General features: G+C 41.8%; 16 protein-coding genes. 14 read left to right on the top strand and 2 right to left on the bottom strand.

Annotated elements, in window-relative coordinates; translation table 11 throughout:
- The first annotated feature begins 71 nt into the window (after positions 1-71).
- The 9 genes from trpE to EP1_RS06630 all read left to right on the top strand — a co-directional run bounded on the left by trpE (position 72) and on the right by EP1_RS06630 (position 9,264).
- Positions 72-1,421, top strand: coding sequence for an anthranilate synthase component I (gene trpE / locus EP1_RS06590; protein WP_067625398.1), 1,350 nt, complete (start codon positions 72-74; stop codon positions 1,419-1,421).
- Positions 1,418-1,948, top strand: coding sequence for an anthranilate synthase component II (locus tag EP1_RS06595; protein ID WP_067625401.1), 531 nt, complete (start codon positions 1,418-1,420; stop codon positions 1,946-1,948). Before trpE ends, EP1_RS06595 begins: the two co-directional genes overlap by 4 nt.
- Positions 1,949-2,962: an anthranilate phosphoribosyltransferase gene (gene trpD / locus EP1_RS06600; protein ID WP_067625405.1), complete on the top strand. Its 1,014-nt coding sequence runs from the start codon at positions 1,949-1,951 to the stop codon at positions 2,960-2,962. It abuts the gene before it with no gap.
- Complete coding sequence (gene trpC / locus EP1_RS06605) at positions 2,963-3,721, top strand: indole-3-glycerol phosphate synthase TrpC (protein ID WP_067625408.1); 759 nt, start codon at positions 2,963-2,965, stop codon at positions 3,719-3,721.
- Complete coding sequence (locus EP1_RS06610; RefSeq protein ID WP_067625412.1) at positions 3,718-4,353, top strand: phosphoribosylanthranilate isomerase; 636 nt, start codon at positions 3,718-3,720, stop codon at positions 4,351-4,353. The genes trpC and EP1_RS06610 overlap by 4 nt, the downstream gene beginning before the upstream one ends.
- A gap of 88 nt (positions 4,354-4,441) precedes the next feature.
- Positions 4,442-5,635: a tryptophan synthase subunit beta gene (gene trpB / locus EP1_RS06615; protein ID WP_067625415.1), complete on the top strand. Its 1,194-nt coding sequence runs from the start codon at positions 4,442-4,444 to the stop codon at positions 5,633-5,635.
- Positions 5,632-6,387: a tryptophan synthase subunit alpha gene (trpA, locus tag EP1_RS06620; RefSeq protein WP_067625419.1), complete on the top strand. Its 756-nt coding sequence runs from the start codon at positions 5,632-5,634 to the stop codon at positions 6,385-6,387. Before trpB ends, trpA begins: the two co-directional genes overlap by 4 nt.
- A gap of 69 nt (positions 6,388-6,456) precedes the next feature.
- The gene (locus EP1_RS06625) at positions 6,457-7,863 is read left to right on the top strand and encodes a C69 family dipeptidase (RefSeq protein WP_067625423.1); all 1,407 of its coding nucleotides are present in this window, start codon (positions 6,457-6,459) and stop codon (positions 7,861-7,863) included.
- A gap of 639 nt (positions 7,864-8,502) precedes the next feature.
- A complete protein-coding gene (locus EP1_RS06630; protein WP_083507508.1) occupies positions 8,503-9,264 on the top strand; it encodes a hypothetical protein in 762 nt (253 codons plus the stop codon).
- Positions 9,265-9,313: 49 nt separating this feature from the next.
- On the opposite strand, the gene EP1_RS06635 is transcribed toward EP1_RS06630, so the two are convergent.
- Positions 9,314-10,867: an AcpB/EbpR/MafR family transcriptional regulator gene (locus tag EP1_RS06635; RefSeq protein ID WP_067625428.1), complete on the bottom strand. Its 1,554-nt coding sequence runs from the start codon at positions 10,865-10,867 to the stop codon at positions 9,314-9,316.
- A 193-nt stretch (positions 10,868-11,060) separates the two neighbouring features.
- On the opposite strand from EP1_RS06635, the gene EP1_RS06640 reads away from it, so the two are divergent.
- The 3 genes from EP1_RS06640 (at position 11,061) to xerS (ending at position 14,738) form a co-directional block, all read left to right on the top strand.
- Positions 11,061-12,434, top strand: coding sequence for an aminopeptidase P family protein (locus tag EP1_RS06640; protein ID WP_067625431.1), 1,374 nt, complete (start codon positions 11,061-11,063; stop codon positions 12,432-12,434).
- 10 nt (positions 12,435-12,444) lie between these two features.
- Positions 12,445-12,870: a DUF3788 family protein gene (locus EP1_RS06645; protein WP_245630587.1), complete on the top strand. Its 426-nt coding sequence runs from the start codon at positions 12,445-12,447 to the stop codon at positions 12,868-12,870.
- 770 nt (positions 12,871-13,640) lie between these two features.
- Positions 13,641-14,738: a tyrosine recombinase XerS gene (xerS, locus tag EP1_RS06650; RefSeq protein ID WP_067625435.1), complete on the top strand. Its 1,098-nt coding sequence runs from the start codon at positions 13,641-13,643 to the stop codon at positions 14,736-14,738.
- Between the two features lie 126 nt (positions 14,739-14,864).
- On the opposite strand, the gene EP1_RS06655 is transcribed toward xerS, so the two are convergent.
- The gene (locus EP1_RS06655) at positions 14,865-15,620 is read right to left on the bottom strand and encodes an alpha/beta fold hydrolase (RefSeq protein ID WP_067625439.1); all 756 of its coding nucleotides are present in this window, start codon (positions 15,618-15,620) and stop codon (positions 14,865-14,867) included.
- Between the two features lie 339 nt (positions 15,621-15,959).
- Here EP1_RS06655 and EP1_RS06660 point away from each other — a divergent pair, with 339 nt between their 5' ends.
- Positions 15,960-16,358 carry a helix-turn-helix domain-containing protein gene (locus EP1_RS06660; protein WP_067625442.1) on the top strand — a complete coding sequence of 133 codons (399 nt, stop codon included), beginning with the start codon at positions 15,960-15,962 and terminating at the stop codon, positions 16,356-16,358.
- Positions 16,359-16,370: 12 nt separating this feature from the next.
- Positions 16,371-16,697: a hypothetical protein gene (locus EP1_RS06665; RefSeq protein ID WP_067625445.1), complete on the top strand. Its 327-nt coding sequence runs from the start codon at positions 16,371-16,373 to the stop codon at positions 16,695-16,697.
- Positions 16,698-16,700 lie beyond the last annotated feature (3 nt).

A 16,700-nucleotide genomic window follows, 5' to 3' on the forward strand; every position in this document is an offset into this window, starting at 1 on the left:
TTTTAAAACGAACCATTCAAATGAAAGCTCAGGGAATCTGCCAGTCAAAGCTATAGAAAGGAGTTATTTTTATGAAAAAAATAAAAAAATTAGTCCATCAAAAATTAGATCCGATCAGTCTTTATTATTATTTACAGGGAATAGGTACGTGTTTATTTGAAAGAAAATCAGAGACAGAGGACTATGCGATTATCGCTTTTGCCCCCGTCAGATTGCTACGTTTTCAAAATGGTGAATTTGACAATGGCAAGGATAGCTATCCTTGTGAGGATCCTTTGAAAGAATTAGAGAAATATGTACTGACCGATAAAAAAAACTCTTCGGATCTGCCATTTCAGAGTGGGGCATTAGGCTATGTTGGATATGACGTGGCGGCTTGCTATGAAAAGATCGGGGACATCCCTAAAGATGAATTGCAGATTCCTGATTTGCAATTTTATCTCTATGAATCCTACGCGATTTTTGATAAGCAACAGCAAACAACCACTCTCGTCACAGAAAATAGCTACAGCGGTTGTTCTGAAAAGCAGTTGGCTCAGCGATTGGAAGAAATTGAACAAAAATTGGCGCAAAAACTGTCAATACCGGCGCCAACCATTAGCCCCCTTGACTTTACCAGCAATTTTTCACAAACAGAATTTGAAGCGATTGTTCAGCAAGCCAAGAAAAAAATCAGAGAAGGCGATCTTTTCCAAGTGGTTCCTTCCCAGCGGCTTTCGGCAGCGTTTAGAAGCGATCCATTTAGCTATTATCGTCAGTTGCGAACAAACAATCAGTCAGCGTACCTTTATTATTTTGCATTTCCGGATGTGGAAGTGATCGGTAGTTCGCCGGAAAGTTTGGTGACCGTTCAAAATGAACTAGTCACCACCAATCCGATTGCCGGAACACGCAAACGGGGAAAAACCATCCAAGAAGATCAAGCCCTTGCGGATGAATTGGCTCACGATCCTAAAGAACTCGCGGAGCATCGGATGCTGGTAGATTTAGGTCGGAATGATTTAGGCAAAGTTTCTATACGCGGCTCAGTGACAGTCCCCAAATATTTAACGATCGAACGTTATCAATATGTGATGCATTTGGTTTCTATTGTCACCGGGAAATTAAAGCCGGAGCTCACAGCGATGGATGCGTTGAAAGCTACTTTGCCGGCGGGAACCGTCAGCGGTGCGCCTAAGATTCGCGCTATGACACGGATCTATCAATGGGAGCCGGTTAAACGTTCGATTTATGCTGGGGCAATCGGGCTGCTGGACCAGACGGGCCAAGCAGATTTTGCTATCGCAATTCGGACGTTGGTAGTGAAAGATCAAAAAGCCCATGTTCAAGCAGGAGCCGGGATTGTCTACGATTCTGATCCTACAAGTGAATATTATGAGACGTTGCAAAAGGCCAAAGTTTTGCTGGAGGTGGGAAAATGATTTTACTGGTGGATAATTATGATTCTTTTACCTACAATCTGCTTCAGCTTTTGCCAACAGAGGTCAAGATATTACGCAATGATGATCCTGAATTATTCCTGCAAGCAGCAAAAGCAGAAGCCATCGTACTGTCACCAGGACCAGGACGACCGGCGGAGGCCGGCAAACTGGAAGCCTTGATCCAGCGTTTTTATCGCAAGAAGCCGATCTTAGGCATTTGTTTAGGCCATCAGGCGATTGGTGAAGTTTTCGGAGCTCGAATCGTTAGCGCTCCGAAGATTATGCATGGCAAACAGTCGACCTTAACCGGTGATCAGAAGCAGCGAGTGATGCGTTACCACTCCTTAGTGATCGATCCGCAAAGTTTACCGCCGGACTTAGAAGTGACCGCCGAGACAGACGGCTGCATCATGGCGATTCGCCACAAACGCTATCCGGTATTCGGCCTTCAGTTTCATCCAGAATCAATCGGTACCGTAAACGGAGCAACCTATCTAACAGATTTTTTACAGAAAGCAGGGATTTAAATGCAAAAGCTATTTGAAAAAGTTTATCGCGGAGAAGACCTCTCGGTTATAGAGATGCAACAGCTGGGCAAAGCGATTTTTGAGCAGCAATTATCGGACAGCCAAATCAGTGGATTGTTAGTAGGCTTAAAAGTCAAAGGTGTGGCGGCTGAAGAACTAACGGGTTTAGCTCAAGTCATGCAAGGGAAAGGAACACCGATGTTACAGGCACCCACGGGGGTGATGGATAATTGCGGCACCGGTGGCGATCATTCCCATAGCTTTAATATCAGCACAACAGCGGCCTTTGTATTAGCTGGCGGTGGGATCCCGATGGCCAAGCATGGCAATCGCAGTATATCCAGCAAGTCAGGCAGCGCCGATGTGTTAGAAGCATTAGGGATTTCATTGACGGTCAGTCCAGAAAAAATTGATTATTTACTGCAGGAAGTCGGCATTGCCTTTCTCTTTGCCCCAACGCTCCACCCAGCGATGGGGGCTGTGATGCATATTCGTAAAGAGCTAGCGACACCAACGATCTTCAATTTGCTAGGACCGATCATTAATCCCTATCCCTTAGAGCATCAGCTGATGGGAACCTATGCCGGCGATTCGTTAGTGGAAACGGCTAAAACATTAGGACAGTTGGGCCGGAAACGTGCAATTGTTGTCCATGGTCATGGCGGTATGGATGAAGCCAATTTAGCAGGGAGGACCGAGTGTGCCCTCTACCAGTCAGGAGTTGTTGAAAGATTTTCGGTTGAACCGGAAGCGTTCGGATTTAAGCGGGTACCACTAGCAGGGATTGTGGGTGGTTCGGTTGCTAAAAACAAAGACATCTTACTTTCTGTCTTGCGCGGAGTTCCCTCAGCATATTACGAGACCGTATTATTGAATGCCGGCTTAGGATTTTTAGCTAGCGGTCGGGTAAAAACTCTAGCTGCGGGGATCGAAGACGCTGAGCAATCAATTCTTTCCGGTGCGGCGTATGATCGGCTCCAACAGTTGATCGCGAAACAACAGGAGGTGGCCTAATTGGATTTTTTAACGACGATTCTCCAAGAAAAAGAACAGGAAGTAAAAAAGCTGACCCCAGTCCAAGTACAGTCTGTTAAAAAACGCCCCTCTTTTTATCAAATTCTACGGGAGCAGCCACAAAAGATTCATGTGATTGGTGAGATCAAACGAGCTTCGCCGTCAAAAGGTGTGATCAACGAGACAGCTGACATCCTTGAACAAGCCAAAAGCTATCAACAAGCCGGAGTCAGCGGAATCTCGGTTTTGACCGATCCGTTTTTCTTTAAAGGCAGTATCAACGATCTGGCCGCTGTGGCGCAGGTTGTTGACGTCCCGCTATTGTGTAAAGATTTTATCATCACTGAAAACCAATTGGAACGTGCTAAAAAAGCTGGAGCCAGTATCGTGCTACTAATTGTCGCGGCACTTTCCACTACACGATTAAAGGAATTATTTTTCACAGCTCAAAAGCTTGATTTGGAAGTTTTAGTCGAAGTTCATGATGCAGCGGAATTGCAAAAGGCTCAAAGATTAGGCGCCAAGATTATTGGCGTCAACAATCGCAATCTAAAAACCTTTAACGTAACCTTAGAAACAAGTTTGGCCTTAGCTCAGCCCGAAGATGAGCGAATTTATATTAGTGAATCTGGTTTTCAAACAGCCGAAGATGTCGCTAAAATCAAGAAATCTTATCATGGCATTCTAGTCGGCGAGACGTTGATGAGAACGACTGATCCGGCAGAAAAGATCAAAGAATTGCGGGTGGCTAGAAAATGACTCAAATCAAGATTTGTGGGTTAAAAAAGCGTCCAGCCATCGCAGCAGCAGTTGCCGCGGGGGCTGAGTATCTAGGTTTTGTCTTTGCGGACAGTCCTCGGCAAATCACGCCAGAAGAAGTTCAACATTTGACATCTGATCTGCCTGAAAAGATCAAGAAAGTCGGCGTCTTTGTTTCGCCTACCAAACAGGAAGTAGAGGAAACGGTTGAAATCGCTGGTTTAGATTTGATTCAAATTCATGGGGAAACTGAGCTGACGGCACTTTCACGTCCAATCATCCGGGCTTTTAGTAGTGAGGAGCAAGGAAAACTTGTTTTGCGTGATTATCCCTATCTTTTGTTGGATGCTCCGCCAGCTAAGCTGATGGGTGGCAATGGCCGCACCTTTGACTGGCAATTAATTGATCAAAGCCAGTTGATAAAAGAGAAACTTTGGTTGGCAGGAGGACTTACTCCAGAAAATGTCGGCGATGCGATGCGTTTTTTTAATCCACAAACTGTCGATGTTTCCAGCGGAGTCGAAACGGCAGGGGAAAAGGATCTAGCCAAAATTCAAGCCTTTTGTCAGGCGGTAAAAGCGGCAGACGAAAAACTTTTAGAAACAACCAGGAAGACAATAACAGGCGGGTGATTCAGCAAATTTAGCAGAATGACATTCAGAGCAAGGGCAGCAAACATTTTAAAAGATGAGTACTTTAATACGAATGAGGAGTGATTTCATGTATCAAGAACCGAATCAGGCCGGCTTTTACGGGGAATACGGGGGCAAATTTGTCCCTGAGACATTGATGTACGCGGTACAAGAATTAGAAGAAACCTATGCAGCCTCAAAACAAGATCCAGCTTTTCAACAAGAACTGGATTACTATCTAAAGCAATATGTTGGACGGGAAAATCCACTGTATTTTGCTGAACGGTTGACCAAAGATTTAGGCGGCGCCAAAATTTATTTGAAGCGGGAAGACTTGAATCATACAGGGGCTCATAAAATCAATAATGCCTTAGGACAAGTGCTGCTGGCTAAAAGAATGGGGAAACAAAAGGTAGTGGCAGAAACTGGAGCAGGTCAGCACGGGGTGGCAACAGCGACGGCGGCTGCGCTTTTCGGGATGGAATGTACAATCTTTATGGGCGAAATCGATGTGAAACGGCAAGCATTGAATGTTTTTCGGATGGAATTGTTAGGAGCAAAGGTCGAAAGCGTGACTTCCGGCAGTAAAACGTTGAAGGATGCGGTGAACGAAGCTCTACGTTACTGGGTCGCAACGGTTGAAGACACTCATTATGTGATGGGGTCTGTCTTAGGACCACATCCTTTTCCTGAGATTGTCCGTGATTATCAAAGCGTGATTGGGATCGAGACTCGTAGACAGATCTTAGCAGCAGAAGGCCGCCTGCCTGATTTAGTCATGGCTTGTGTCGGCGGTGGCAGTAATGCGATGGGAATGTTTTATCCCTTCATTGAAGATGAGGCGGTTCGCTTAATGGGAGTAGAAGCTTCAGGGCGTGGTCTGGATACTAACGAGCATGCGGCTTCGATCAATAAAGGCAGTGTCGGGATCTTGCATGGGGCTAAAATGCATTTATTGCAAGACGACGATGGCCAAGTGTTAGAAGCCTTTTCGATATCTGCTGGCTTGGATTATCCGGGGATTGGCCCAGAACATTCCTTTTTACATGATCTTGGTCGGGCCGAATATGCGGCGATCAATGATGAGGAAGCGGTTGAGGCCTTTCACTATCTATCTCGCTTGGAAGGAATCATTCCGGCACTGGAAAGTTCCCATGCCCTAGCGCAAGTCATGAAGGTCGCACCAACGATGGAAAAAGAGCAAATCATCGTGATGAATCTTTCGGGGCGCGGGGATAAAGATGTCCAACAAATCAAAGAACGAATGGAGGCAGCTCAATGAAACCATTGACTCAAACGTTAAAAAACAAAGCAGCCAGCGAAAAATTATTTGTTCCTTATATTATGGCTGGTGCCCAAGGATTAGATAGATTACCAGAAGAAATCGAGATGTTGATTGCGGCAGGAGCGGCCGCGATTGAATTAGGCGTTCCTTTTTCTGACCCCGTCGCTGATGGACCAACAATCCAAGCGGCTGGTTTACGCGCTTTTGAGCAGCAAGTGACGCTGGAAAAAATCATCGCGCTCTTACAGGAAGTCCATTCAACGGTTCCCTTAATTTTAATGGGCTACAGCAATTCTTTTTTCCACTATGGAATCAAAAATTTGGCTGAAGCGTTGGCAAAAACAGATGTCCAAGGCTTAATCATTCCTGATTTACCTTATGAGCATCGGGATTTAGTCGTAGGGGATTTAGGTGATTTGGCGCTATTGACCTTGGTCTCTTTGACGAGTCCGACCGAACGGATTGCAACGTTAACGAAAGAAGCAGAAGGATTTATTTACGCCGTGACAGTCAACGGTATTACTGGATCCGGACAAAGTTATCGCGATGATTTACTGGCTCATTTAGCACAAGTCAAAGCTTTTAGTAGGATTCCCGTTCTGGCGGGTTTTGGCATTTCTACCGCCGATCAAGTAAAAAAATTTCAGCAGGTCTGTGATGGAGTGGTCATAGGTTCAAAAATCGTGCAATCATTGGCCGAACAAGGGACTGAACAAACCGGCAAAATGATTAAAGAAATTTTTCAATAGGATTTCGTTTGGTGTTTATTTTTATTAGCGTTATACTTGAGGTACCATGAAAGGGAGAGTGTTTCAAGTATGACAAACAAAGTAAAAGGTTCATGTACCACCGTACTAGTCGGAAAGAAAGCATCAATTGATGGCTCAACTATTATTTCAAGGAACGATGATGGGCATGAAGCGTTAGACCCACAACGTTTTGTGGTGGTTCAACCAGAAGATCAGCCAAAACATTACCAAGCGGTCATCAGCGGCGTGAAAGTCGAATTACCAGACAATCCATTACGCTACACATCAATGCCAAATTCAATTTTAACGAATGGCATCTGGCCAGCTGCTGGGATCAACAGCGAAAATGTTTCGATGTCTGCCACCGAAACCATCACAACCAATCCTCGAATCCAAGGACTAGATCCTTATGTTGAAGGCGGTATCGGGGAAGAAGATATTGTGACTTTAGTTTTACCTTACATTCACAGTGCCAAAGAAGGCGTGGAACGTCTTGGCGCTTTATTAAAGGAATACGGTACCTATGAACCAAATGGGATCGCTTTTGCCGATCACGACGAAGTTTGGTGGTTAGAAACGATCGGTGGTCATCATTGGGCAGCCGTGCGGATTCCAGATGACGCTTACGTCGTTGCACCAAACCGAATGAATATCGATCATTTTGATTTTGATTCAGCCGATACCTTGTGTTCTGACGACTTAAAAGCGTTGATCGATGACAATCATTTGAATCCTGATTTTGAAGGCTACAATTTGCGCCATATTTTTGGTAGCTCATCGATTAAGGATACTGTTTACAACAATCCACGGGCTTGGTATGGTCAAAAATATTTCACTCCAGAAGTGGAACAAGACATTATGGGACAAGATCTACCCTTTATCTGTCGAGCTAATCGCAAAATCTCAATCGAAGACGTGAAGTTTGTATTGAGTTCCCATTTTGAAAACACGCAATTCGATCCTTATGGTGACGGTACGGAAGCAGAGAAGAAATTACTGCGCCCAATCGGGATCAACCGGAACCATAACGTGCATATTTTACAAATCCGCAACAATGTTCCTGAAGAAATCGCTGGGGTTCATTGGTTAGCTTATGGAGCGAATACCTTTAATACGGTCGTACCATTTTATGCCAATGTTAACGACACACCAGATTGCTATAAAAATGCGACTGGCACATTCGATTTGAACAATATGTACTGGTTGAGTTGTGCGACAGCTTTACTAGGCGATACGGACTATAACTATTACGTTGATTTCCGTAACAGCTTTGAACTTGAAGCTATGTCAGCCTATCATGTGATCCAAAATGAAACCGACAAAGCGGTTGCTGATCAAAGCGATGTTCAAAAATTCTTGGAAGCAGCTAATGAAAAATTAGCGCAAGAATCCTTGGAACGTCAAACGCACTTGTTTGGTAAAATGGTCATCTCTGGCTCCGAACGAATGAAATTACGTTACAATATGAATGACTAGTCAATAAAATAAGAAGAGCTTTCCGTTAACGCGGAAAGCTTTTTTTGTTGCGCGGAAATAAGGCTTTAAATGAATGACTATTTTAAAGGACTATAAATATCGCAAATAAAATATTTTCAAATAAAACTCCTAATTAGCAAAATGCTTGGCAAGCCGTAGTTTTAAAAAAATAATACTAGGAGTAAGCAAAAGTAATAAAAGCAAAAAATCTTTTTAAAGACTTCTAAAAGTCCCTTGGATCATTGTAGCCATTGTCCAGTTCGCTGTGAAATGGTGGGTAATTAGGGTTAAAACCAGCTAACTATCGGTATAGTTTTTTAAAAGATCTCAAAAAGACTCTGGATGATAGTGAAGATCTTATGCTGATGCCCCTGGATTACCAGTATAAAGATGAAAAAGGATTCTCGTGAATGATTAACCAGAACACTACTCACTAGAAGAGGTCTAAAATGCTCGCCCCAATTTATCTACAAAATAGAAAGTTATGAGAAATAGTAAAATCTCTTATTAAATAGCCCTTTTGAGCCCTTATAAATAAAAACTTTAGTTATTTTGTGAGCGTAATTTATCATATTTAGGCTTTTTCCCGTTAATTTGTAGGCAAATAGCAGATGACTATTTACTTAGGAGGAAACGGAAATGAGTACATATTTAAAATTTATAATGGTTGCAGCGCTTTTTGTTACGACAACTATTACTTCTATGTTTGAAACAGCACCAACGAATGCATCAGCTACACCTAGCCAAACAACGTTGAAAGATGGCTCTCGTAAAGCAAAAAAAGCGACTGAATCCACTTCAACAAGCACAACTAAAATAGCGGTTGACCAAACAACTACTAGTAGTTCTGATGTTGTAGAAGATGCAATCTCTTCAAAAACACCTGATCCGGTACCGGCAGCTACCGATGCTTCAGCGATCAGTTCGGCAGTTGCCCAAGAGGAAACCGTGGACTCGGTTGAAAATGAAACGCCATACGAAGTGGTGGTAGAGGAAGGACAGACGACTACCAGTGAAACGATTATTTTCGCTGAAGAACCAGTTGCTGAAGTGGAAAATCCAGCTCCAGCGCCAACGGTCATTCAACCAAATCAATTGAAAATTAATGGTCAAATGATTTCGTATTCTAACGCGGGGCAAGCTAGCGGACAAGCCATTATCGATGCGAATCACAACCAAGTAGCCACTTGGGGTGGGGCCGCTGTACAATCAGGCACAGATGGAGCAAATCAGGTTACATCCTACACAGTGACGCAAATTGTAACCGTCGACGATTCAGGAATGGCAGCAGATGGGACCGATTATTGGAATCAAATCACGGGTACCGGTGGTGGTGAACGGATTACCTTGCAAACGTGTATCAATGATGACTACAATTTGATCCTCTTTGCCAGCAAATAGAAAAGAAGCGTTCCATCAAGAGGTTATCCTTTCGATGAAACGCTTTATTTTATTGATTCATTATTTTTTTAGAAAAGTAGAGCTCTTTGGCTGTCTTAACTTTAATATTTCCTAGAGCTTTTAAGTGTTCACTAGAAACTCTTCGCTGGATAGCTACAATAAAATTCAACAGATTTTCCCGATCTGAAGCGGAAAAGAAATTGTTTACGATCAACACATTCTCATTTTCATAGCCTTTGATGGGGTTGTTGCTCAAAACGATCCCATATTGGTTGAAGCGCTCGAAATCTTCAGGGCCCAATGAAATTACCGGTTCATTAAAAGTCTCAACGATGATCCGCTTATCGTAATTGGCAATCAAAAAATCTCGTAACATCTTTGCGTGTTTACTTCCTAAATCACTAACTATCAAAATCGAAACTTTCGCTCTCAGCTTTTCTAAGTGGATCGGCAAGTGACTCCATTCTTTCATAAGTAAGAAGAATACACTGTTTAACCGAATTTCCGTCCATAGCTCGGGATTTTTCTTTTCGATATCTTGCAGATGGCTTTTTACTAGGGTAGAAAAAATTGGATAAACTAGCTGAATCTCCCGCGAAAACTTTTGATGCTTATCAAATAGCATATTTTGGCGATAAGGATAGAAATTGTGTTCTACATACCAAGACATCATGGATTGCATAATTTTTCGCTTATCCTCACGTTCGATGGGAAAATCAATCGAACGGGAAATATTTTTTAAAAAGTTTTCGATTTTTCGGTTAATTCGGATGATTTGCTCTGGATTGTCCCAATTATAAAATTCATGAAAGACCGTTCGGCTGATCTCTTTATACCATTTTTCCGGTAAGTCAAAGTCGGTTTTCGCTAGTAGATGCTCTGCAAACGGGCGACTATAATCTAACACCTTATCAAGGGTATCATCTTCTTGTTCATACACACTTTCCGGCAAATAAAAGCCTTGGTGCATGCGATTCAAGGTGACCATCAGTAAATACGCCGCCTCTTGGATCTCGCGATCATCCATCGAAACATCGAAATCAGTGGATGTTCGCATGATGAAGCATAACGTATCCTCGTGATCCAAAGTGAAGGGCCAATGGTTCACACCGTAGGCCTCTGTAAAATATTGCTGGTAAAAAAAGCGGACCCAGCGTTCATCAGGTCCCGTGATACGAAAAGGTGAACGCTCCAGGGTAAGACCGCGTCGTGTTAAAAAGTCTTCCAGTGCATTGACCATTCGATAAAACGAAGCCTCGCTCATAAACAACTCATTGATCCAATAATCCGCGTCTTGATGGGATTCATATAGCATTTTTTCAACAAATTGAAATTCAAGAGAGTCTTGATAAATCAATCCGTAAACGTTTCCTAATTTATTCGATGTAAGATTATTTAAACGGACACCTTGAAATTTTGAATATTCAATATGGATGAAGTCTCCCCAAAATTCATTGATGTAATCAATATCTGAGATCAATGTTTTTACAGAACATTCGACAACTCGGGCAGCTTCTTTGGCTTCACACCAAGAAGGCAGTTGATCTAAATATTCAACAAATTGGAGTCTTCGATAAGTAGAGGAGTTAATTAATTGTTTCATAGTTGCCTCCTTAAAAAAATAGTATCCTTTAATCATAATTTTACCGATTTTTCACTAAAAAAGCGAGCTATTTAGTAAGAAGAATTTTAAACAAGGGCGGTAACTTCATTGATTTCTAGAAATAACGCTCTAAATCAAAGATTTTCTGTTAAGCGCTATGATATGATAGAAAAAAATGAAGGAGTCCATGCCTGTGATTAAACTAGACAAAATAACTGCGCCAAAATTAGATCAAACTCTTCGACCAATACAGCTGACAGATGAGACGTTTTCTGCGCGTAAAGCGGGATTAGTGGCAAAGATGCAAGAAGAAAATTACGATACCGTGATAATTTACGCTGATTTAGAACATGGTGGCAACTTTGAGTATTTCACCGGTTTTGTTCCTCGGTTTGAAGAGGCACTTTTAATCGTGCACCAAACGGGAGAAGCCTTTTTAGTCTTAGGCAACGAAAATCTGAACAAGGCGGCTCATGCCAGAATCAAGGCAACAGCCGTTCACCTACCACATTTTTCACTACCTAATCAACCAATGGCAGCGACCATGAGCGTACCGGAGATTTTAGCTCAAACCAAACTTGCGACAGCTAAAACAATTGGTTTGATCGGCTGGAAATATTTCACGAGTCAATCCGAAGATAATACTGGATTGTTCGATTTGCCATATTTTTTAGTGGCTAGTTTAAAACAAGCCGCACCTGCTGCTGAATTTAAAAATGCTACGGGTGTATTGATTGGTGAACAGGGCTTGCGCCGAACGAATAATGCCAACGAGATTGCTCATTATGAATTTGGTGCTATGCTGGCAGGAAATGGGATCTTACAGGCTATGGATCAACTAGCAGTCGGTAAAAGTGAAATGGAAATTGGTGCGTGGCTGAATGATTTGGGTCAAACACCGAGTGTTGTCACGATCATGGCAACTGGAGAACGTTTTGAAAAAGCCAATTTATATCCCTCAGCCAAAAAAATCCAACTAGGGGATCGGATTTCAATGACTAGCGGTTATAAAGGTGGCCTGCAAAGTCGTGGTGGTTACGCGGTCAACACTGCCGCAGAATTGCCTGAAGCCGAGAAAGATTATTTAGATCGCGTAGCAATGCCTTATTTTAATGCCGTCAAAACGTGGCTAGAAACTATCACGATCGGAATGACTGGAGAGGCACTATACCAAACGATTGAAACGGTCTTACCTAAAGCAACTTATGGCTGGCATTTGAATCCAGGCCATTTATGTGCTGACGAAGAATGGTTGGCGTCACCGATCTATCCTACTTCAAAAGAACGCATTCAAAGCGGGATGTTGTTCCAATTCGATATCATTCCTTCAGTCGCAGGGTACGCCGGTGCCAGCTGTGAAGGTGGGGTCGTCTTAGCCGATCAAGCGTTACAAGCCACAATGAAAGGGGAATATCCTGATATGTGGGCCCGCATGCAGGCTCGACGTAACTATTTGATTGAAGAAATCGGAATCCAGCTTAGTGAAGAAGTCCTACCGATGTCGAATGCAACCGCGTATTATCGGCCATTTTTCTTGAATAAAACCGCAGCTCTGACCGCCAAATAAAGAAGGGCAGGTGCTCCAAATTAAACCGATTTTAAAAGACAAAGAAGAATTTCCGACAATCGAAACCTTGGCAAATTATCTCTCAAGCCAAGATTTAAAACTCTATCAGCAATTTCTCGCAGAAATTCATGAACGATCTTTTAAGGAAGACTGGAATTACTACAATGATGGAAAAAATTGGTTGGCTAAAATCTTATCTAAGAAACGAAACTTGGGCTGGCTCTCAATTTGGGAAACTGGCTTCAAGTTGACTGTTTATTTTGGCGAACGGTTGTGGGTAATATTTTCTGACAGCGAATTATCCGAAGAACTTCAGAAATACACGGTGGAGATTCATCAAAATGGAAAATTAATCGCCGTTATGCTTTCAATCAGTGATTCTGATAGCCTACAAATGGGATTGAATTTGATCACTTTTAAAAAGAAAGTCAAATAAGAAAAAAGATTCGTGTCACTAGGCATGAATCTTTTTTCTGATGTAAAACGTGATCAGTTGAAAAATATTATTTAATAGACTAAAAGAAAACCTCACAGGAAACAATAGTGGCCCGGCATTGGGCTGATTACATATTCATCTTTCTAAAAAATGTACGTTTTTCGGAAAGTTGAGTATAATAAGATTGGCTTGATTTAAAGATACACGGTATTTAAAGTAAATTAGCTGTTTTTTAGCCATATTACGGGTTATTCTTTACCAGCCATAACGGTTGATGATCTAAAATGGTTGCACTATATTGCTTTAGTTAGCAATCCGTGGTCGCTTGTTTAGCTGTAGTCAAGAACGTTTTAACCGCTGCAAGCTACTTTTATCATGAATGCTGAGTTGATCACTCAAACTTTGTTGCAGTGATTAGTTATTGCGCTTGTTATCAGAAAGATCAAACCAACAATCGCGCTTAATTCAAAAGTTGGTTTATTTCTAGCGACCAATTGTCTTGCTGATTTTTGATTCAGCGTTGAAATTATCAAGTTCAATCTTAGTTTACATAAAATGTTTATGCTTAACTTTCATAAAAGATAAGTTTTTTCGGAAATATAAAATAACAGATGATAATTTCCAAAAGCTCTTGTATCCTCTATTTAATCGTGATGTTTTAAGAAATAAAAAAACAAATTCGTTGACAAATTGGTATATTCCAATTATAATTGATTTAGGAGCTCCCTACTCTTCTATCGAGTAATTGGTATATACAGGAAGGTGATTTTATGTTAAAAGAACAAGCCAATGAAAAAATCGATCAGCTTCTTGAAAAAATGCCTCCTTTTATTCAAGAATTTGTTGAAATAAAGATTGCGGATGAATACTCCCCTAATACCATTCTTGAGTATTTACGCAATTACAAGCAATTCTTTCAATGGCTGATAAAAAATAACTATGTTCCCGAAAAAAGCAGCAAAGAAATTTCCATCAGTTCCTTAGATGCTTTGCAACTGCGTACGGCGACGCAATACAAATCCTATCTCTTGCGCCGAAAAAAACAAAATACCCGTCAGCTTAATCAAGATGGAAGCAAAAAACAAGCAACTGAAACTTTATCCAAAGTAACGATCCAGCGAAATATTACGGCTTTAAAAGTCTTGTTCAAATATTTAGCGGAAAGCTCCAACAACAGTCAAAACAAACCGTATCTCACCCACGACATCATGCGCGAAATCGCGAATGTCTCCGATCGGCAAACCTTGCAAGCACGGGCTGATTTACTGGAAGAAAAACTTTTTTTAGGTGACGATACTGAAAACTATCTCGAATTTATTCGTGATAGCTATCCAGAAAAGCTCTCTCCGCAAGCCATGAAGTATTATCGTCGCGATTGTGAGCGCGATCTGGCAATCAATGCCCTGATGCTTGCTTCTGGCTTACGACTTTCCGAAGTTGTCAGTATTAATCTGGCTGATCTTAATTTTGAGCAAAATCGGGTAACGGTTGTCCGCAAAGGAAATAAAACGGATTCTGTTCGGATCGCAGCCTTTGCAATGGAATATCTGGCCAATTATTTAGCGATCCGTGAAAGCCGTTATCACCCCGATAAATACGAATACGCCTTCTTCCTTACGATCAGTAAAGGCAAAGCGAAACGAATCACCGGCTCGGCAATTGAAAAAATGGTGGAGAAATATTCCACGCAATTCAAAGTCCGGGTCACGCCCCATAAGTTGCGGCATACCTTAGCGACGCGCTTGTATCGCCAAACCAATAACCTCGTCTTGACCGCTCAACAATTAGGCCATAGTTCAACGACTACGACCACTTTATACACCCATATCGAAAACGATGAAACCACTGATGCCTTGAATTCATTGTAGATTGAAAGAAGCTCCGAAAGCCTGTTTAACGCTTTCGGAGCTCTTTTTGCTGATAATTGCTGTCATTCATTTTCAAACGTCGGGGCATTCGACGCTTCTAATTGCAACCTTTAGATTCGTCACTTCTCAACCATACTGAGCGACAAATTCATTAACCGTTTCTGCAAATTCTTCTGGACAGCTTCCAATTGCAGGATGACCGGGATTTTCAAATAGTTTGAATTGACCATTTGCCACTTCACCGGCAATTGCTTGGTATTCTTTTTCAATATTCGCCCGCAACTTTCTATCTTTTTTTGTCGCCGTTAATAGGAGTGGGACTTGTAAAATTTGCAGTGAATCGAAAAATAATTCTTTTCTAGAGACGATCATCCGCCATAAACACTCGGTATCTTGCTCCACAACTTTTCGCCAATCGTCACCAATGCACCAATGATAAAATTCCGAAGCTTCTGGATCTTTGACCGTGGCTGAACGTTCAGCCAGCAGCGCCCGATCAAAGTCTTCCCGGAATGTTCGTCCATCAAAGCTATCGGCGGTGACGGTGGCAATCAAATCTGGCCGCAGAAAAGCAGCATTGATCGCCACCCAAGCTCCGCCGCTAGTTCCGACTAAGTTCGCTTCTCTGATCTTCAAATGTTCTAATAAAGCAATCGTTTGCCAAGCCTCATCTTTCCAAAGTTCTGTTGAAAATTTATCTACGCGCTCCGATTGACCATAGCCTAAAAAATCTAGCAAAATCACTCGGAAATCCTTATAGAGCGGTAGCACTGGCCGAAATAATTTCGATGATGAGGTATTTCCGTGCAAAAATACGAGTGTTTTCCCTTCGCCGATGGTCTCAAAAAAAATTCGCTTGCCGTGATAATGAAAGAAACACATCACAATCCCCCCTGGATATTGTTCTTGTTACTAGTATAACAAGGTTGAACCGCAAGATTTCCTAAAGTAGCCAATAAAAAATTTATGAAATTAAAAAATTTTGGGTTTATCGTTTTATGAAGGGAAAGAAACCACTATTGAGGAGATTTAGTTAGTGAGCTTTTACAGATATTTCTTTTGCGATATTTTTAGTCCGTTAGTAACGGGATCGTTCTTGCATTCCCCTGAAAAAGCCGGATTTCACCGTATGTAAAAGCTTTTTTACTATTTTTTTCTCGCAGGTAAACGGAATTTGCTTTATGCTAAAAGAAAAAATAAGCATAATTGAGGTAGTTAAAAATGGATGTTGGAAAACGCTTGAAGATGCGTAGAAATGAATTGAAGTTGACCCAAGACTATGTGGCTGAAAAATTAGGCATCACCCGCCAAACGATCTCGAATTGGGAGAATGGCCGCAGTTATCCTGACATTGAGCGAATCATTCGTTTGTCAGAGCTTTATGAGTTGTCTTTGGACGAACTGTTGAAAGGAGATCAAAAGATGGTCAAACATTTGCAGGAAAATACACTGGTTACTCATTTTTTAAAGCTTTTCATCGCGATGCTGACAATTAATTTTCTCCTGATGCTGGTCTTATTAGTCAATCAAACGCTCAACGAAGTTTTTCTGTTAGCTATTTTTGCGTTAATTAGCATCAATACCTTCGCCCTTTTTTATCTGATCATCAAAAAAATTTAGGAGTGGATCGTCATGAATCAAACAATCATTATGAGCGTGTTAATGCTGCTGCTGGTGTTGGCGAGTGGTTGCTTGTGTTATTACATTTTTTCGCTAGTGATGATGGATGCTAAAAGCCGCGGCATTAAAAACCCCAAATTCTGGTCGCTGATTGCCGCTGGAGGGCAACACGGCGAAGGACTGCTGGTTTATCTTTTTACTCGCCGTCACACGACGAGCCGGATGAATACCGCCGAGACTGCCCAATTTCTTAAGATCAAAAGGAAAATCTATTGTTTGCTAGCCGTTCTCTTTTTTCTCTTTTTCTTATTTGTGCTAGTAATCTTCCGCTTCAATTAAAAA

The sequence above is a fragment of the Enterococcus pseudoavium NBRC 100491 genome (assembly GCF_001544295.1).
Classification (GTDB): Bacteria; Bacillota; Bacilli; order Lactobacillales; family Enterococcaceae; genus Enterococcus_A; species Enterococcus_A pseudoavium.